Origin of the sequence: Sphingomicrobium aestuariivivum, from assembly GCF_024721585.1 — a bacterium.
In the GTDB taxonomy this organism is placed as follows: Bacteria; Pseudomonadota; Alphaproteobacteria; order Sphingomonadales; family Sphingomonadaceae; genus Sphingomicrobium; species Sphingomicrobium aestuariivivum.
Genome location: NZ_CP102629.1, coordinates 453,859 through 471,522, shown reverse-complemented (window position 1 = coordinate 471,522; position 17,664 = coordinate 453,859). Strand labels below are relative to the sequence as shown.

The following is a 17,664-nucleotide window of genomic DNA, read 5'->3' as shown; positions in this document are numbered from 1 at the left end:
GCTGAGCAAGGACATCATGACCCTAGCAACTCTCGTCTTCACGCTGTTCGCCAGCCTTGCCATCATCTCGGCATTGCTGGTCGTCTTCGCGCGCAACCCCGTGCACAGCGTCCTGTGGCTCATCGTCACCTTCTTCAACGCCGCCGGGCTGATGATCCTGCTCGGTGCCGAGTTCATCGCGATCCTCGTGATCCTCGTCTATGTCGGCGCGGTCGCGGTGCTGTTCCTGTTCATCGTGATGATGCTGGACATCGACTTTGCGCAGCTGCGCTCGGGCTTCACCAGGAACTTGCCCTTCGGCATCCTCATCGCGCTGGTGCTGCTGGCCGAGATGGGCATCGCCGTCATCGCGGGGCAGGCGGGGCCGGTCATCGCCGATGCGCCGCCGCAGCTCGAACAGTCGAACATCGTCGCCCTGGGCGAGCTCATGTACGGGCGCTATCTCGTGCCGTTCGAACTGTCGGGTCTCATCCTGCTCGTCGCCATGATCGGCGCGATCGTGCTGACCCATCGTTCGCGCGGTGATGCGCGTCCGCAGAATATCGACAAGCAGAACCGCCGTCGCCCCGAGGAAGCGGTGGTCCTGAAGCAGCCGGAAAGCGGCAAGGGGGTCGACCTGTGATCGGACTTGGACACTATCTGGCCGTCGCCGCGGTGCTCTTCACCATCGGCGTGCTCGGCATCTTCCTCAATCGTCGCAACATCATCCTGATGCTGATGGCGATCGAGCTCATCCTCCTCAGCGTGAACATCAACCTCGTGGCCTTCTCGGCCTATCTCGGTGACCTTACCGGTCAGGTGTTCGCCATGTTCGTCCTGACCGTCGCCGCCGCCGAGGCCGCGATCGGGCTCGCGATCCTCGTCATCTTCTTCCGTCGCCGCGGTTCGATCGCGGTCGACGACGTCAACCGGATGAAGGGCTAATGGACCTTTCGATCAAGCTCATCGTCTTCCTGCCGCTCCTGGCAGCGATCATCGCCGGCCTCGGTGGCCGCGCGATCGGCAAGGTGCCGGCCAAGGTCGTCACCACCGGCGCGCTGTTCATCGCCTGCGCGCTCAGCTGGCCGATCTTCATCGGCTTCCTGACGGGCGCAAACACGGCCACGGTCGTGCCGGTCCTCGACTTCATCAATTCGGGTGACCTGTCGGTCGACTGGGCGCTGCGCGTCGACACGCTGACCGCCGTCATGCTGGTGGTGGTCACGACGGTGTCGAGCCTCGTCCACCTCTACAGCTGGGGCTATATGAGCGAGGATCCCTCGCAGCCCCGCTTCTTCGCCTATCTGTCGCTCTTCACCTTCGCGATGCTCATGCTCGTGACCGCCGACAGCCTGGTGCAGATGTTCTTCGGTTGGGAAGGGGTGGGCCTTGCCTCCTACCTCCTCATCGGTTTCTGGTATCACAAGCCCTCGGCCAATGCCGCCGCGATCAAGGCCTTCGTGGTCAACCGCGTCGGCGACTTCGGCTTCAGCCTCGGCATCTTCGCCGCCTTCCTCGTCTTCGGCACCGTGTCGATCCCCGCGATCCTCGAGGCGGCGCCCTCGATGGTCGGCTCGACCATCGGCTTTGCCGGCATGGGCGTCGATACGCTGACGCTGATCTGCATCCTCCTGTTCATCGGCGCGATGGGCAAGTCGGCGCAGCTCGGCCTCCACACCTGGCTGCCCGACGCGATGGAAGGCCCGACCCCGGTGTCGGCGCTCATCCACGCCGCGACCATGGTCACGGCGGGCGTGTTCATGGTCTGCCGTTTGTCGCCTCTGTTCGAAGTCGCGCCCTATGCGATGGACATCGTCACCTATGTCGGTGCGGCGACCGCGATCTTCGCAGCGACCGTCGGCCTCGTCCAAACCGACATCAAGCGCGTCATCGCCTACTCGACCTGTTCGCAGCTCGGCTACATGTTCTTCGCCGCGGGCGTCGGCGCCTATGGCGCGGCAATGTTCCACCTGTTCACGCACGCCTTCTTCAAGGCGCTGTTGTTCCTCGGTGCGGGCTCGGTCATCCATGCCATGCACCACGAGCAGGACATGCGTTACTATGGCGGCCTTCGTAAAGAGATCCCGCTGACCTTCTGGGCGATGATGCTCGGTACGCTGGCGATCACCGGCGTCGGCATCCCCGGCACCTATTTCGGTTTCGCGGGCTTCTTCTCGAAGGACGCGATCATCGAGAGCGCCTATGCGGCCGCTGCCATGGGCTCGACGCCCGCCGGCTTCGCCTACTTCATCGGCGTGCTCGCGGCGCTGCTCACGAGCTTCTACTCGTGGCGCCTCATCTTCCTCACTTTCTACGGCAAGCCCCGCTGGGCCGCTTCGGAGCATATCCAGCATGCGGTGCACGGCCATCACGAGCTGCCCGAGGAGGAAACCGATCACGACCATGCCGACAAGCCGGTCGAGGGCACCGCGGGCTATCATCCGCATGAAAGCCCCGTCTCGATGCTGATCCCGCTCGGCGTGCTGTCGCTCGGCGCGGTGCTCGCTGGCTATGTTTTCTACTATCCCTTCTTCGGGGTGGAGGAAGGCGCGGCCTTCTGGGCGGGCAGCCTCGTCCATGACGAGCATCTCGTCCACGCGGCGCACGAGGTCCCGACCTGGGTGAAATGGTCGCCCTTCGCGGTGATGGCGCTGGGCCTGTTCCTTGCCTGGAACAACTACATCAAGAACCCCGGCACCCCCGCGAAGATCGTCGCGGCCACCGGTGGTCTCTACAGCTTCCTCAAGAACAAGTGGTATTTCGACGAACTCTACCACTTCCTCTTCGTGAAGCCGTCGCTGGCCATCGGCCGCTTCTTCTGGAAGCGCGGCGATGAAAAGACGATCGACCGTTTCGGCCCGCACGGCGCGGCCAAGCTCGTCGACTGGGGCAATGGTCTGTCGACCCGCCTGCAGTCGGGTTATCTCTATAGTTATGCGCTGGTCATGCTGCTCGGCCTCATTGCCGCGGCGACCTGGGCCTTCTGGTGGGCGAACTGATGGACTTTCCCATTCTTTCTCTTCTGATCGCCGTTCCCGCGATCGCGGGGATCATCGTCTTGTTCATGGGCGCGAATGCCGCGCGCTGGACGGCGCTGGTCGCGACGCTGGTCAACCTTGCTCTCGGCATCTGGCTGTGGAGCGCCTTCGAGGTCGGCGGCGACCGCTGGCAGTTCACCGAGTTCGTCTCGCTGGGCGAGGGGACCATGATCCCCGCCTGGGCGCTCGGCATCGACGGCATCGCGCTGATGCTGATCATGCTGTCGGTCTTCCTCATGCCGATCTGCATCGGCGCGAGCTGGCAGGCGATCACCCGCCGCGTGCCCGAATATATGTCGGCCTTCCTGTGGATCGAGGCGCTGATCATCGGCGTGTTCACCGCGCAGGACCTGCTCCTGTTCTACATCTTCTTCGAGGGCGGCCTCATCCCGATGTATCTCGTCATCGGAATCTGGGGCGGCGCCGAGAAGATCAAGGCGGCCTACAAGTTCTTCCTCTACACGCTGTTCGGCTCGATCCTGATGCTGATCGCGATGATCTACATGATCCTCGAGACCGGCACGACGAGCATCCCGGTGCTGATGGAAACCGACTTCCCCGCCGGCGTCCAATGGTGGTTGTGGCTCGCCTTCTTCGCCAGCTTCGCCGTGAAGATGCCGATGTGGCCGGTCCACACCTGGCTTCCCGACGCGCACGTCCAGGCGCCGACCGCGGGCTCGGTCATCCTTGCCGGCGTGCTTCTCAAGATGGGCGGCTACGGCTTCATCCGCTTCAGCCTGCCGATGTTCCCCGATGCGAGCGCGACCTTCGTGCCGCTGGTGTTCATCCTGTCGGGCATCGCGGTGGTCTACACCAGCCTCGTCGCGCTGGTGCAGAAGGACATGAAGAAGCTCATCGCTTATTCGTCGGTCGCGCACATGGCGTTCGTCACCTTCGGCCTGTTCGCCTTCAACCGGCAGGGCATCGAGGGCGGTCTCATCGTCATGCTGTCGCACGGCCTCGTCTCGGGCGCGCTCTTCCTGTGCGTCGGCGTCGTCTATGACCGCCTCCACACCCGCGAGATTGCGCGCTACGGCGGGCTGGCCGACAACATGCCGGGCTATGCCGTTCTGTTCCTCCTCTTCACCATGGCGAGCGTGGGCCTTCCGGGCACCTCGGGCTTCGTCGGCGAATTCCTGAGCCTCGTCGGCACCTACGAGATGTCGAGCTGGGCGGCGATCGTCGCCACCACCGGCATCATCCTCGGCGCGGGCTATATGCTCTGGCTCTACTGGCGCATGTGCTACGGCACGCAGCGACACGCCGACGCGGCGGCCATGCCCGACCTCGTCACGCGCGAATGGCTGCTCCTCGTGCCGATCGCTGCGGTCGTCATGTGGATGGGCATCTATCCCGAGAGCTTCATGGCGCCGATGCGCGACGATGTCGGCTACCTGCTCGAGCGTATCGAGCCTTCCGAACCGCATTTCGATGCCCGCCCGACCGAGGGCACGGGCGAGGTGGTGGCCGACCATGACGCCGCCGACAGTGATCACGAGGGTGGGGCCCACTGATGACCTACAATTTCGCTGCCATCCTGCCGGAACTGATCCTCATCTTCGGGGAACCGGTGCTGATGCTGACCGCGAGCACCATGGGTGCGCGCGCGACCAAGATCACCACCTGGGGCACGGTCGCGCTGCTGATCGCCGCCTCGATCGCGGCGGTCTTCACGACCGAGCCGTCGGTCGCGGGCCCGCTGTTCGGCGGCCTCCTGTCGGCCGACCCCTTCGCCGTCTACGGCAAGGTGCTCATCTACCTGTCGGGCGTCGTCGCCATCATCGCCGCCGACCGCTGGTTCGGCGGTGACGAGGAGCATGGTCCCGAATATCCGGTGCTGATGCTGCTCGCCACGGTGGGCATGAGCGTCATGGTCTCGGCGACCAACCTCGTCACCCTCTACGTCGGCCTCGAGCTCAACAGCCTCGCCGCCTATATCCTCGCCAGCTACCGTCGCACCGACGCGCGCTCGGCCGAAGCGGGCCTGAAATATTTCGTGCTCGGCGCGCTGGCCTCGGGCATCCTCCTCTACGGGATCAGCCTCGTCTACGGCTTTACCGGGACGACCGATTTCAGCGGTATCGCGGTGGCTTTCGGGCGCGACGAAGCGCTCGGCATCGGCCTCCTGTTCGGCCTCGTCTTCACCATGGCGGGCCTCGCCTTCAAGATTTCGGCGGTGCCGTTCCACATGTGGACCCCCGACGTCTATGAAGGCGCGCCGACGCCGGTCACGACCTTCTTCGCCTCGGCGCCCAAGGTCGCGGCCGTGCTGCTCGCCATGCGCGTCTGCTTCGAGGCGATGGGCCCCGCGGTCGACGCGTGGCGCCAGATCGTCATCTTCGCCTCGCTCGCCTCCATCTATCTGGGTGCGATCGCGGCCTACGGGCAGACCAATATCAAGCGCCTGCTGGCCTATTCCTCGATCAACAATATCGGCTTCGTGCTGGTCGGTCTTGCCGCCGGCACCGCCGACGGCGCGAGCGCGGCGCTCTTCTACATGGCGGTCTATACCGTCATGACGCTGGGCGCCTTCCTCGTCGTCCTGTCGCTGCGCAACGAAAAGGGCGAGCCGGTCGAGGAGATGGAGGACCTCAAGGGCCTGTCGACGACCAATCGCGGCATGGCCTGGGCGCTCATGTTCTTCATGCTGAGCCTCGCGGGCATTCCGCCGCTCTTGGGCTTCATTCCCAAGCTCCTCGTCTTCAACGCTGCTGTTGAGGCAGGCCTGCTGGCCTTCGCCGTGGCCGCTGCGGTCGGCGCGGTGGTCGGCGCCTTCTACTATCTCAAGATCGTCAAAATCATGTTCTTCGACGATGCCGAGCAGAAGGTGACGAAGAATGCGGGCCTGCTCGAAGGGCTGTTCGTGCTCGTCTTCGCGCTGATCATCAGCCCGCTCGGCTATCTCGCCATCCGCCCGATCGGCGACTGGTCGGCGAGCGCAGCGGGGGCGCTCTTCTGAGCCGTATCCGCGTCATCGACACGACCGGGTCGACCAACAGCGACCTTCTCGGCGATCCCGCCGCGGTCGAGGGCGACTGGCTGGTCGCGCGGCGGCAGGAAGCTGGGCGCGGTCGCCAGGGACGCGAGTGGCAGAGCCTCGAGGGCAATTTCTTCGGCTCGACGCTGGTCAGCCTGAAGGAGGGCGATCCCGAGGCGGCCAGCCTCAGCCTCGCCGCCGGCCTCGCGCTGGTCGATGCCGTGGAGCTTGCGGCCCCGCAGGCAGGCGTGACGCTCAAATGGCCCAACGACCTGATGCTTGACGGCGCCAAGGTCGCCGGCATCCTGCTCGAGCGCTCGGGCGACCGCATCGTCGCGGGCTTCGGCGTCAACCTCGCCGTCGCGCCCGAGATCGAGGGCCGCGCGACGACCTCGCTGGCCGATCATGTCCAGATGGCCCCGCAGGCCTTCGCGCCGCTGCTCGCGGGCGCCTTTGCCCGCATGCTCTCGGCCTGGCGCAGTTCCACCCCGTCGGCGCTGTCGATGGCGTGGATGCAGCGCGGCCATCCCGTCGGCACCCCGCTCACCGTCCATGATGGCGAGGGCAGGGCGCTCGGCGGCAGCTTCGCGGGGCTCGAGGAAGATGGCGCCATGCGGCTCGACACGGGCGATGGTGTCCATGTCATCCGCGCCGGCGACGTCATGCTCTCGCCGCCGCCCGAAGCGTAAGGGGAGGCACGCATGCTGCTCGCGGTCGACGTCGGCAATACCAACATGGTCTTCGCGCTGGTCGAGGGGGGCGAGGTGCGCCACCGCTGGCGCATCGCCACCGAGGCGCGCCGCACCGCCGACGAATATGCCGTCTGGCTCAAGCAGCTGCTCGACATTGAGGGATTGGGCTTCGATGCGGTCGATGCGATGATTGTCGGTACTGTCGTGCCGCGCGCCATCCACAACCTCTCGCAGCTCGCCACCCGCTACTGCAGGACCGAGCTCATCGTCGCGGGGCAGGGCAGTGCCCGCTGGCCGCTCGCGCTCGATGTCGATGAGCCGCAGAATGTCGGCGCCGACCGTGCCTTGAACGCGGTTGCCGCGCATGACGCGCATGAGGGCGACCTCATCATCGTCGATTTCGGCACCGCGACGACCTTTGATGTCGTCGACTATACCGGCGCCTACAAGGGCGGCATCATCGCGCCGGGGATCAATCTCAGCCTCGATGCGCTGACCGGCAAGACCGCGCAACTTCCGCGCATCGCCATCGAGGAACCGGAGAATGACAGCGTGATCGGACGAACCACCGCCAGCCAGATGCTGATCGGAGTCTATTGGGGCTATGTCGGCATGATCGAGGGCCTGCTGAAGCGGATGAAAGCCGAGATCGGGCGTCCCGCCAAGGTCATCGCGACCGGCGGACTCGCCGCGCTGTTCGACCATAATGAGGGCTTGTTCGACGAGGTGGATTTCGAGCTTACCCTGCGCGGTCTCGTGCTGATGCACGAACAGGCGGTGCGCGCATGAGCCCGCAGGACGAACTGCTGTTCCTCGCGCTCGGCGGGTCGGGCGAGATCGGCATGAACGTCAATCTCTACGGCTGCCGCGGCAAATGGCTGATGGTCGACCTCGGACTGACCTTCGCCGATCCCTATTATCCGGGCGTCGACCTCATCCTGCCCGACCTCGAGTTCATCGAGGAGCGGCAGGAGGAGCTGGTCGGCATCGTGCTGACGCATGGCCATGAGGACCATATCGGCGCCATTCCCTATCTTGCCGACGAGCTGAAGGTGCCGCTCTATGCGACGCCCTTCACTGCCGGCCTCATCGCCGAGAAGCTCGAGGCCGAGGGGCTGACGGGCCAGCTCGACCTGCGCATCATCGACCGCGACGGTTCGGTCGACCTCGATCCTTTCAACGTGCGCTTCGTCGCGCTGTCGCACTCCATTCCCGAGGGCAATGGCGTCCTCATCGACAGCCCCTATGGCAAGGTGTTCCACACCGGCGACTGGAAGATCGACGAGACTCCCGTGCTCGGCACGCCGACGGGCGATGAAGCCATGCATGCTATCGGCGACGAGGGCGTGCTCGCGCTCGTGTGCGACAGCACCAACGTCTTCGATGAAAACTCCTCGGGCTCGGAGCAAGGGGTGCACGATGGCCTCCTCGAAGCGGTCAAGGCCGCCAAGGGGCGCGTGCTCGTCACCACCTTTGCCTCCAACGCCGCGCGGCTCGAGACGCTTGGGCGGATCGCGAAGGAAACCGGCCGCGAGATCTGTGTTGCGGGGCGCAGCCTCGACCGCATCATCCGCGTTGCGCAGGCGACCGGCTATCTGCAGGACTTCCCGACACCGGTGCGCTTCGACGAGGCCATGCGGCTGCCCAAGGAGAAGCTGCTGATCATCGCCACCGGCGGGCAGGGCGAACCGCGGGCGGCACTGGCGCGCATTGCCACGGGCAACCATGAACTGAAGCTCGCCAAGGGCGACACGGTCGTCTTCTCGTCCAAGCAGATCCCGGGCAACGAAATCTCGATCGGGCGGGTGATGAACGCCTTGTCCGACCTCGACATCAACATCGTCACCGAGAAGCAGGCGCACGTCCATGTGTCGGGTCACCCGGGCCGCCCCGAACTCCGTCAGATGTACGAGTGGATCCGGCCGCACGTGCTGGTGCCCGTGCACGGCGAGAACCGCCATATGCGCGAGCAGGCCAAGCTGGGGCGCGAGAGCGGGATCCCGCATGCCGTCTTCCAGGTGAATGGCGAGGTCATCAAGCTGGCGCCCGGCAAGCCCGAAAAGGTCGATCACGTCCGCACGGGGCGCCTCGTCCTTGACGGGGATGTCATCCTGCCCGCCGACGGCGAGACGATGAGCAAGCGCCGCAAGATCGGTTACAATGGCGTCATCGCGGTGGCGCTTGGGCTCGATGCCAAGGGCAACCTCAAGGGCGAGCCCGAAGTGCGCGCCCTCGGCGTGCCGGTCGAGGCCGATGCGGAGGATTTCCTCGCCGATCTCGCCGATAGCGCGGCCAAGGCCTATGAGCCTGGCCGCGATCTCGACAGGGCGCTCGAGAAGGTGCGCATCGCGGTGCGTCGCTGCACCTTTGCCTGGACCGGCAAGAAACCGATCGTCGAAGTGATGGCGGTCGGGGACTGAGGCGATGGAAATCGGCTCGGTCCTCGCGATCTACTTCCTCTTTTTCGTCGGCGTGGCCTTTATCTCGCTGCCCTTCGGCGTGCGCACCGACGAGGAGATGGGGGCGGAGATGGTACCTGGACAGGCCGAGAGCGCACCGCACAAGTTCGCGCTCTGGCGCCACCTCGGCCGCGCCGCGCTGATCGCGGTGCCGGTCACCGCGCTCTATGTTGCCAACTACATCTACGGATGGGTCGGCATCGAGTGGCTCGACTTCTACAATTAGGAGCGGTGGCCGCTAGCCGGGGCTAGCGACCGACCTTGCGTTCGATCGCCTGCCCGAGCGCGGCATAGAGTTTGCCCATGTCGCTCGACATCAGCGTGACCCCGATCATGCCGCCATCGCGTTCGGCGAGCACGCGGCGGAGCATGGCCTCGAAGTCGTGAATGAAGCGGTTGACCGCACCTCGGAACTCGGGGTCGCTATCGTAGATGTCGCCGATCTCGCGCGCTTCGCCCTGTGACAGGAGCCGCACGGCCTTGCGGGTGAAGACCCCGCGTTCGCCCTTGAGATAGGCGGCCCAGCTCTTGTCGTCGACGTCGTCGGACAGGATCTTCTCGACGTCGATCGCGGCCGAGTTGAGGCTTTCCATGAGCAGCGAGACCTGGTGGGTGAAGCGCTCGGACTGTGCCTCGCGGCCTTCCTCCTCGACATGGGCGAGATGCTCCTCGAGCGCGGCGGCAGTCTGGCCGATCGACAGCATCTGCGCCGACAGGCGGTCGCTCGCGCCCTTGGCGGCATCAACCGCGCGGGCCGACAGCGAATCGAGCTCCTTCATCTGCGACAGGACGACGTCCTCGACCGCATTTTCGAGCGCCTTCCGCGCTTCCTCCGACAGGTTGCCGGCAGCCTCGGGGATCGCCTTGGCGATCGCCTCGCGCGCGGCGTCACGGGCGCGCGCGCTGGCTTCCTGCACCTTGACCAGCGCATCGACCAGCGCGGGGCCGGTCTCGGCGGTCATCGACTTGGCATCGTCCTGGAGGATGGTGATCGACTGCTGCAACTCGGCGAGTTTCGCCTGTGCCTCGCTGGTGCCGGCATCGAGCCCTTCCACCAACGCGGCGAGGGCTTCGCGATTGTCGGCGATGCGCGCCCCGGCGCGTTCGATCGCCTCGCTGCTCTCGCTCGCCTGCGTGCGGATCTCGGCGAGCTGGGGCGCGAGCCCGTCGCCCGCACCGGCGAGCCGGTCCATCGCGTCCTGCGCCCCGCCGATATCGCCGGCGAGCTGCTGGTTGAGATAGTTGCTGAGCTGGGTGAGCGTGTCGCGGATGCCTTCCGAACGGGTCGCGAGCGTGTCGAGCATGCCGTCCTGCTCGCGCGCTTCCTCGGAGGTCGCGGCGAGCTGTTCGCGCACGGTCGACAAGGTGGCGGCGATGCGCTCGGCGCGGGCATCGCCATCGGCGCCAAGCGCCTCGAAGCGCTGGCCGAGCGAACCGAGCCCCTGGTCGAGGCCGGCGATCATGGCCCGGGCCTGCTCGTCACGTTCGCGGACCTGCTCGCCGATGCGCGACAATGCACCCTCGGTCTTCTCGATCTGGTCGTAGAGCGCCCCGACCGCGCCGGTGCCGAGGTCTTCCATCCCGCCCTGCGCGCGATTGACGAGCACATCGACGGCCTGGCCCTGCGCTTCGAGGCCGTCGCGGATTTCCTCGATCGTGGCCTTCGAGCGCGACAGGAGCTCGTCGACCATCATGGCCGTCTCGCGGCGCGCGGCCTCGACCTGGTTGAAGCTGTCGCCGCCGAACTGCTGAATTGCCGAGAATTGTTCGGCAAGCCCGCTGCCCGCGTCGCGCAGGCGGCTTTCGGCTTCGCCGGCGCCTTCGGACAGGCGGGCGATGGCGGCTTCGAGCCGCTCCGAATCCTCGACGGCCGAGCGCGTGGCGCCCTGCAGCTTCTCGGTCATCCGCCCGACCTTTTCCTCGGCCTCTGGCAGGGCGTTGATGAGCGCGCTCATGTCGGCGCGCGCGGCGCTCGCCGAGCGGTCGATCGAGCTGCCATGCTGGGCGAGACGGCCGACTTCGCGTTCGAGATCGGCACCGATGGCGGTGAGGCGGACGGCGGCCTGGTCGGCGCGGTTCTCCACCTCGCCCGCCAGTTCGCCGAGGCGATGGCGGTTGGCACCGAGATTGGCGCTCATCGAGGTGAGGCGGCGGTCGAGCGCGTCGGCCTCGGCGCGCATCAGCGCGACCTGGTGGGTGAAGGCCTCGGCCTCGCGGCGGCGGGTGCGACCGAACATCATCCAGACGAGCGCGAGGAGGATGAGCGGCACGGTGGCCGCCGAGATCCACAGCGCGACCTCGGGCGCGGCGAGCCCGTCGGCGGCGAGCGCACGGCCCGCCGACCAGAAGATGAAGCCGAGCCAGCCGAGCCCCGCGACGATCAGGATGGAGGCAAGCAGCTTGCGCCCCGCGGGGGTGGCGGGGACGTCCTCGACGGTTTCCTCGTAATGGGCGGGATCGACCGCCCATTCGACCGGCGCCGCTTCGGCGAGGGGTTCGGGGGCCTCGTAGGCGGGCACGGGCTCGTCATGAACCTCGACCGGTTCGGGCGAGCCGATGTCCTCTTCCTCGTTGAAGTCGGGCAGGAGATGGTCGTCGACCATATCCTCGTCGTCCACACTCTCGAGCGGCGCAGGCTGGTCCCAGTGGGAGGCCTCATGCGCCTCGACTTCGGGTTCGGCGAAGGCATTGTCCTCGTAATGCGGCTCCCCTGCGAGCGGTTCGGGATGGGCTTCGAGCGCCTCGCCCGCCTGCTGCGCGGGATAGGTCGGCGCCTCCTCGCTTTGCCATTCGTCCTCGATGAGGTTCACCGGATCGGCGCCATGCTCGACTTCGGCATCCTCGGTAAGGTCGAGCGGCGGATCGGGATCGGGGGGTAGGGTGACGGTGGGTTTCTTGAAGACGCGGAAACTGGGCCCCAAGGGGTCGGGCACCCCGTCGCCGTCGGCATCGGCCGGTGGCACGTCGATGGTGGTCGCGGCCGCTTCTCCAGGCTCGATCGGCGGCGCAAGGGTCTCCTCCGGCGCCTCGACCGGCTGCTGTTCGACCTGGCGCTCTTCTTCGCCATCTTCAGGGGGTTGGGGCGGCTGCCCGCCACCAAGCTTGCCACGCAGGGGATGTCCACTCATCCGGGCTGTTTACCATGGATCGGCGCGCTGGAAAGCCTTCGTTGCACGCCTTCGTTGCATCGGGCCGCGCCCGATGGCATCGCAGGGGCAGCGGGGCAGAGACGCGCAACATCCGGATTCGGGGAGGGAAAGGCATGGCGCTCGGTGCGCTGATCGGTGCCAATGGCGAGAGCGAGGAAGGACGGCACGCGCTGGTCGCGCTGGGCGGTCGGCCGCTCATCGACCTGCAGGCGCGCGCGCTCGCCGCGCAGGGCGTCGCCCCGATCGTCATCTATCCCGAAGCCGTGGAAGCCGACCTCGAGGCGGCCGTCCTGCGCCTCAAGGGCGAAGGGCTCCCCGTGGTGCTGGTCGGCGATGCGCTGGAGGCGGCCGCGCGCTTCTCGCCCGATGACCGCGTCATCGTGCTCGGAGACGGTATCGTGCCGAGCCCCGAACATCTTGCCGGTGTCGCCGGCCTCGACCGCGCCGCGGTCGTGGCGCTGGCCGATGCCAAGGAGAGCGAGGCCTTCGAGCGGATCGACCTCGAATGGCGCTGGGCGGGGCTCGCGCTGACCAGCGGGGAGGGGCTTCGTTCGACCGCCAAGATGGTCGGCGACTGGGACCTCGTCTCGACACTCCTCCGGCGCATGGTGCAGGCACGTGTCGCGCTGTTGCCCGTGAGCGAACTGGGTGCCGAGCCGCCACTGCGGGTCGCGACCGCCGCCGATGCGCGACCCTATGAGGAACGATTGCGGCAGGCCGCGCGCGGTGACCGCCGCGACTGGTTGTCGCGCTACGTCCTCTTTCCCGCCGAGCAATGGCTCAGCGACCGCGCCGCCGGATGGAGCATCCGGCCCGCGCTTTGGCAGGTCATGGGGCTGGCCGCGCTGTTCCTCGTCATGCTCGCGCTCGCGACGGGGCCGTGGTGGACGGTGATGCTGGCGGGCCTGTTCGCCCTCTTTCCCGACCTCGTCGCGCGGCAGGTCGCGCGCCGCCGCCTGCAGGCCGAACCGGTGCACTGGCGCCTCTATCGCCGCTGGGCCGGCGCGGCGCTGCTCGGCGCGCTCGCCTTCCGCGTGTTCCCCGAATGGGGCTGGAGCGCAGCCGGGCTTGCCGCCGTCACCATGATCTTCGCCATGTCGGGCGATCTCGAACGCCGCCGACGCCCGGTTGGCGAACGCACCGGCCTGTGGCTGTTCCACTGGCGTCCGATGCTGCTCGTGATGATGATCGGCGTGGCGGCGGGTCAGCCGGGCTATACGCTGCTCCTCCTCGCGCTTCTATCGGCGGCGAGCTTCCTCTATGTGCATCGGCGTGAGGGTTGAACCCTCGTTAACTTTGTTACGCTAATGGAAGGGTCATGAGCGAATCCATTCGCCACGATCCGGCCAGCCTGCCCTTCCTGGGGCGGACCGATGCCGAGGGACGGCTCGTTGCGGCCGATGCCCCGCTGTACGCCCTGCAGGCGGCAGCGGGCGCAAAGCTCGGCCAGCCGGTCGCGGTGCCGCAGCTCCGCGCCGTGGTGAGCGAAGCGGTGAAGCGGGGCCGCGAACTGCGCCGCGCCATTATCGCTGCCGACGAGGGGCATGATTACGAATTGCGCGTGCGCGTCGTGCCGCGCGAGGGCGGCGCGAATATCACGATCGAGGACATGCGCGTGCGCCCTCGCGGCGAGGCGCGCTTCACCGCCGAACCCGATAATGACGATGCGCCCGACTTCACCGTCGATACGCGCATGCGCATGACGAGCTTGCGACCTGCCATCGCGCGCCGCTTCGGGGTCGATCTCGATGCGCTGCCACAGCCGCTCACCGACCAGGTCACGCTTATCCCGGGCAAGGACGGGAGCCTGCCTTTCCTCGACGCGCTCGCCCGCGGCACGGGTTTCGAGCGCCAGCGCGCCAACGTGCGCTCGCGCGATTTCGCGTTCGCTTTTTCGGGCCAGCCCGTGGTCGAGAATGGCGAGGTCACCGGCTTTGCCATGACCGTCCTTGGACAGGGCGCGCCCGAGAAACCGGCCGAGGAGCATTTCGACGACACGCTGCGTACCCCGCTGACGCGGATCATCGCGGCGGCCGACCAGATCGTCGACCGCTCCGACGGGCCTCTGCGCTCGGACTATGCCAATTATGCCGGCGATATCGCGACGGCGGGGCGGCATCTGCTCTCGGTCATCCGCTCGATTGGCAAGGCCGCCGGCGACACGCGCGAGGAGATCGACCTTCTCGAACTGGTGCGCGAGGCGGTCTCCATGACCAGCGCCGAGGCGCGCGACAAGCATATCGAGATCGAGGTCGAGGAGACGGACGCACTGAAGGCGGCGGGAGAGCCGCGCGGTGTCCTCCAGATCCTCGTCAACATCATCGGCAATGCGATCGAGCACAGCCCCGAGGGCGGTGCCGTGGCGGTCGTGTTCGACGAAGACAATCGCGATGTGTCGGTGACCATCGCCGACCAGGGGCCGGGGATCGCGCGCGCCGACCAGGGACGGATTTTCGAGGCCTATGAACGACTAGGCCCGGCAGGCGAGGGCCATGCCGGGCTGGGTCTGGCAATTTCCCGTCGGCTCGCCCGATCGATGCGCGGGGACCTGAGCCTCGAAAGTGCGCTGGGCGAGGGCGCGCGCTTCACGCTGAAGCTGCCGCGCCCCTGACCCTTTTTCCTGTCGCTTAGCGCTCGCCCACGGGGACGTAGTCGCGCTGCGTCGCACCGACATAAAGCTGGCGCGGACGACCGATCTTCTGCTCGGGATCCGAGATCATCTCGTTCCACTGCGCGACCCAGCCGGTGGTGCGGGCCAGCGCGAAGAGCGCGGTGAACATCTCGGTCGGGAAGCCGATCGCGTTGAGGATGATGCCCGAGTAGAAGTCGACGTTCGGGTAGAGCTTCTTCTCGATGAAATAGTCGTCGTTGAGCGCGATATGCTCGAGCTCGCGGGCGACATCGAGGACCGGGTCGGAAATGTTCAGTTCCTTGAGCACTTCCTCGGCGGTCTGCTGCATCACCTTCGCGCGCGGATCGTAATTCTTGTAGACGCGGTGACCGAAGCCCATCAGGCGGAACGGGTCGTTCTTGTCCTTGGCGCGGTCGACATAGGTCTTGACGTTCTTCTCGTCGCCGATCTCGCGCAGCATGTTGAGCGCGGCTTCGTTGGCGCCGCCATGCGCGGGGCCCCACAGGCAGGCGATGCCCGCCGCGATGCAGGCGAAGGGGTTGGCGCCCGAGGAGCCGGCAAGACGCACGGTCGAGGTCGAGGCGTTCTGTTCGTGATCGGCGTGGAGGATGAAGATCCGGTCCATCGCACGCTCGATGATCGGGTTGACCTCATAGGGCTCGGCGGGGACCGAGAAGGTCATACGCAGGAAGTTGCCGGTGTAGCTGAGATCGTTCTGCGGATAGACGAAGGGCTGGCCGACCGAATATTTGTAGGCCATCGCGGCGATCGTCGGCATCTTGGCGATGAGACGGTGCGAGGCGATGAGGCGCTGCTGCGGATCGGTGATGTCGGTCGAATCGTGATAGAAGGCCGACAGCGCGCCGACGACGCCGGTCATCACCGCCATCGGGTGCGCATCGCGGCGGAAACCGCGGAAGAACTGCGCCAGCTGCTCGTGCACCATCGTGTGATAGGTGATGGTGTTGGTGAACTCTTCCAGCTCTTCCTTCTTGGGCAGGTCGCCGTGGAGGAGGAGATAGGCGACCTCGAGGAAGTTCGCTTTCTCGGCGAGCTGGTCGATCGGGTAACCGCGGTGAAGGAGGATGCCCTCGCCACCGTCGATATAGGTGATCGCGCTCTGGCACGAGGCGGTCGAGGTGAAACCGGGGTCGTAGGTGAACTTGCCGGTCTGGCCGTACATCTTGCGGATGTCGACAACCTCGGGGCCGACCGAACCGGGCAGGACGGGCAGTTCGAGGCTGCTGTCGTCAACGTTCAGGGTGGCGGTCTTGTCGCTCATTCATTCGGCTCCGTTGGTCATCTGATCAGCAATGCGGGCCAGCGATTCATCGCGGCCCAGAAGGACGAGGACATCGAAGATGCCCGGGGAGGTGTTGCTGCCCGTCAATGCCGCACGCAGCGGCTGGGCGAGCTTCCCTAGCTTTAATTCCGCCTTGTCCGCAACCTCGCGAACGGCAGTTTCAACCTCTTCCATTTCCCAACGCGGGAGATCGGCCAAGGCTGCATGGGCAAGGGCGAGATTCTGGCGCGCTTCGGCATCGAGCAGGCCCGCGGCCTTTTCCTCCATCTCGAGGGGACGCGACTTGAACAGGAAGGTCGCGCCGGCGGCCAGTTCATGGAGGTCGCGGGCTCGCGCCTTGAGCTCGGGCATGGCGCGGGTGAGGAGCGCCTTGTCCTCCTCGCTCGTCGCACCGGCTTCGGCGGCGGTCAGCTCGGCGAGGCGGGCATTGTCGGCCTCGCGGATATAGTGACCGTTGAGGTTCAGGAGCTTCTTGGTGTCGAAGCGTGAGGGGCTCTTGCCGATGCCGCCGGCATCGAACAGTTCGATGGCGCGTGTCCGGTCGATGATTTCCTCGTCGCCATGACCCCAGCCGAGGCGGAGGAGATAGTTGAACACGGCTTCTGGCAGCAGGCCCATGTCGTCGCGATAGGCATCGACGCCGAGTGCGCCGTGGCGCTTCGAAAGCTTGGCGCCGTCTGCGCCGTGGATCAGCGGGACGTGGCCATATTTCGGTTCGGGCCAGCCCATCGCCTTGATCAGCGGCAGCTGGCGGAAGGCGTTGTTCAAATGGTCATCGCCGCGCAGGATGTGCGTGACGCCCATGTCGTGATCGTCGACCACCACCGCGAGCATGTAGGTCGGCGTGCCGTCCGAGCGCAGCAGGATGAAGTCGTCGATCTCCTCGTTCTTCACCGAGATGCGGCCCTGGACCATGTCCTCGATCACCGTCTCGCCCTCGTTGGGCGTCTTGAGGCGCACGACATAGGGCTGGCCTTCCTGGTCCGGCCCGGGCTGGCAGTCGCGCCACTCGCTGTTGAGGCGGAAGGGCTTCTTGGCAGCCTGCGCGGCTTCGCGGCGCGCGGTCAGCTCTTCACTGGTGAGATAGCATTTGTAGGCCGCGCCCTTGTCGAGCAGCGCCTGCGCGACCTCGGCGTGGCGGCCAGCGCGCTGCGACTGGAACACGGGTTCCTCGTCGCCGAGCAGGCCGAGCCAGTCGAGGCCGTCATGGATCGCCTCGATCGCTTCGGGCGTCGAGCGCTTCTTGTCGGTATCCTCGATGCGGACGAGATACTTGCCGCCGTGGTGGCGGGCGAAGAGATAGTTGAACAGCGCGGTGCGCGCGCCCCCGATATGCAGGAAGCCCGTGGGGCTGGGGGCAAAGCGGGTGACCACCTGGTTTGCAGTTTCGCTTGCGCTCACGCGACAAATCCTTTGTTGTTACGGCCATGAAAGG

At 66.4% G+C, this 17,664-nt stretch carries 14 protein-coding genes; 11 read left to right on the top strand and 3 right to left on the bottom strand.

Annotated elements, in window-relative coordinates; all coding sequences use genetic code 11:
* Positions 1 to 16: 16 nt before the first annotated feature.
* The 9 genes from NUW81_RS02250 to NUW81_RS02210 are packed head-to-tail and all read left to right on the top strand — an operon-like array spanning position 17 to position 9,371.
* Positions 17 to 622 carry an NADH-quinone oxidoreductase subunit J gene (locus NUW81_RS02250; protein WP_245109990.1) on the top strand — a complete coding sequence of 202 codons (606 nt, stop codon included), beginning with the start codon at positions 17 to 19 and terminating at the stop codon, positions 620 to 622.
* Positions 619 to 924 (top strand): NADH-quinone oxidoreductase subunit NuoK, encoded by a 306-nt coding sequence (gene nuoK, locus NUW81_RS02245; RefSeq protein ID WP_244382939.1) that lies wholly within the window; start codon positions 619 to 621, stop codon positions 922 to 924. Before NUW81_RS02250 ends, nuoK begins: the two co-directional genes overlap by 4 nt.
* The gene (nuoL, locus tag NUW81_RS02240; RefSeq protein WP_245109987.1) at positions 924 to 2,978 is read left to right on the top strand and encodes an NADH-quinone oxidoreductase subunit L; all 2,055 of its coding nucleotides are present in this window, start codon (positions 924 to 926) and stop codon (positions 2,976 to 2,978) included. The genes nuoK and nuoL overlap by 1 nt, the downstream gene beginning before the upstream one ends.
* Positions 2,978 to 4,531, top strand: coding sequence for an NADH-quinone oxidoreductase subunit M (locus NUW81_RS02235; protein ID WP_245109984.1), 1,554 nt, complete (start codon positions 2,978 to 2,980; stop codon positions 4,529 to 4,531). Before nuoL ends, NUW81_RS02235 begins: the two co-directional genes overlap by 1 nt.
* Positions 4,531 to 5,976 (top strand): NADH-quinone oxidoreductase subunit NuoN, encoded by a 1,446-nt coding sequence (nuoN, locus tag NUW81_RS02230; protein WP_245109982.1) that lies wholly within the window; start codon positions 4,531 to 4,533, stop codon positions 5,974 to 5,976. Before NUW81_RS02235 ends, nuoN begins: the two co-directional genes overlap by 1 nt.
* Positions 5,943 to 6,683: a biotin--[acetyl-CoA-carboxylase] ligase gene (locus tag NUW81_RS02225; protein WP_312025065.1), complete on the top strand. Its 741-nt coding sequence runs from the start codon at positions 5,943 to 5,945 to the stop codon at positions 6,681 to 6,683. The genes nuoN and NUW81_RS02225 overlap by 34 nt, the downstream gene beginning before the upstream one ends.
* Positions 6,684 to 6,695: 12 nt before the next feature.
* Complete coding sequence (locus tag NUW81_RS02220) at positions 6,696 to 7,475, top strand: type III pantothenate kinase (protein ID WP_245109980.1); 780 nt, start codon at positions 6,696 to 6,698, stop codon at positions 7,473 to 7,475.
* Complete coding sequence (locus NUW81_RS02215) at positions 7,472 to 9,106, top strand: ribonuclease J (RefSeq protein WP_245109978.1); 1,635 nt, start codon at positions 7,472 to 7,474, stop codon at positions 9,104 to 9,106. The genes NUW81_RS02220 and NUW81_RS02215 overlap by 4 nt, the downstream gene beginning before the upstream one ends.
* A gap of 4 nt (positions 9,107 to 9,110) precedes the next feature.
* Entirely contained in the window at positions 9,111 to 9,371 is a 261-nt protein-coding gene (locus NUW81_RS02210; RefSeq protein ID WP_245109976.1) for a DUF1467 family protein, read from the top strand.
* A gap of 22 nt (positions 9,372 to 9,393) precedes the next feature.
* On the opposite strand, the gene NUW81_RS02205 is transcribed toward NUW81_RS02210, so the two are convergent.
* Positions 9,394 to 12,273, bottom strand: a complete 2,880-nt coding sequence (locus NUW81_RS02205; RefSeq protein ID WP_245109974.1) for a hypothetical protein — start codon at positions 12,271 to 12,273, stop codon at positions 9,394 to 9,396.
* 134 nt (positions 12,274 to 12,407) lie between these two features.
* Between NUW81_RS02205 and NUW81_RS02200 the strand changes: the two genes are divergently transcribed.
* Together NUW81_RS02200 and NUW81_RS02195 are read left to right on the top strand one after the other, a co-directional pair.
* Positions 12,408 to 13,577 (top strand): SDR family oxidoreductase, encoded by a 1,170-nt coding sequence (locus NUW81_RS02200; protein WP_245109971.1) that lies wholly within the window; start codon positions 12,408 to 12,410, stop codon positions 13,575 to 13,577.
* A gap of 35 nt (positions 13,578 to 13,612) precedes the next feature.
* Positions 13,613 to 14,905 (top strand): sensor histidine kinase, encoded by a 1,293-nt coding sequence (locus NUW81_RS02195; RefSeq protein ID WP_245109968.1) that lies wholly within the window; start codon positions 13,613 to 13,615, stop codon positions 14,903 to 14,905.
* Between the two features lie 16 nt (positions 14,906 to 14,921).
* Here the strand turns inward: NUW81_RS02195 and NUW81_RS02190 are convergent, their stop codons facing one another.
* Positions 14,922 to 16,208, bottom strand: a complete 1,287-nt coding sequence (locus tag NUW81_RS02190; RefSeq protein ID WP_245109966.1) for a citrate synthase — start codon at positions 16,206 to 16,208, stop codon at positions 14,922 to 14,924.
* Positions 16,209 to 17,630 carry a glutamate--tRNA ligase gene (gene gltX, locus NUW81_RS02185; RefSeq protein WP_245109963.1) on the bottom strand — a complete coding sequence of 474 codons (1,422 nt, stop codon included), beginning with the start codon at positions 17,628 to 17,630 and terminating at the stop codon, positions 16,209 to 16,211.
* Positions 17,631 to 17,664 lie beyond the last annotated feature (34 nt).

Coding starts and splice junctions, on each gene's coding strand:
- NUW81_RS02200 (WP_245109971.1), top strand. CDS start 12,408: ATGGCGCTCGGTGCGCTGATCGGTGCCAATGGCGAGAGCGAGGAAGGA.
- NUW81_RS02215 (WP_245109978.1), top strand. CDS start 7,472: ATGAGCCCGCAGGACGAACTGCTGTTCCTCGCGCTCGGCGGGTCGGGC.
- NUW81_RS02235 (WP_245109984.1), top strand. CDS start 2,978: ATGGACTTTCCCATTCTTTCTCTTCTGATCGCCGTTCCCGCGATCGCG.
- NUW81_RS02195 (WP_245109968.1), top strand. CDS start 13,613: ATGAGCGAATCCATTCGCCACGATCCGGCCAGCCTGCCCTTCCTGGGG.
- nuoL (WP_245109987.1), top strand. CDS start 924: ATGGACCTTTCGATCAAGCTCATCGTCTTCCTGCCGCTCCTGGCAGCG.
- NUW81_RS02250 (WP_245109990.1), top strand. CDS start 17: ATGACCCTAGCAACTCTCGTCTTCACGCTGTTCGCCAGCCTTGCCATC.
- NUW81_RS02220 (WP_245109980.1), top strand. CDS start 6,696: ATGCTGCTCGCGGTCGACGTCGGCAATACCAACATGGTCTTCGCGCTG.
- NUW81_RS02190 (WP_245109966.1), bottom strand. CDS start 16,208: ATGAGCGACAAGACCGCCACCCTGAACGTTGACGACAGCAGCCTCGAA.
- nuoN (WP_245109982.1), top strand. CDS start 4,531: ATGACCTACAATTTCGCTGCCATCCTGCCGGAACTGATCCTCATCTTC.
- NUW81_RS02210 (WP_245109976.1), top strand. CDS start 9,111: ATGGAAATCGGCTCGGTCCTCGCGATCTACTTCCTCTTTTTCGTCGGC.
- NUW81_RS02205 (WP_245109974.1), bottom strand. CDS start 12,273: ATGAGTGGACATCCCCTGCGTGGCAAGCTTGGTGGCGGGCAGCCGCCC.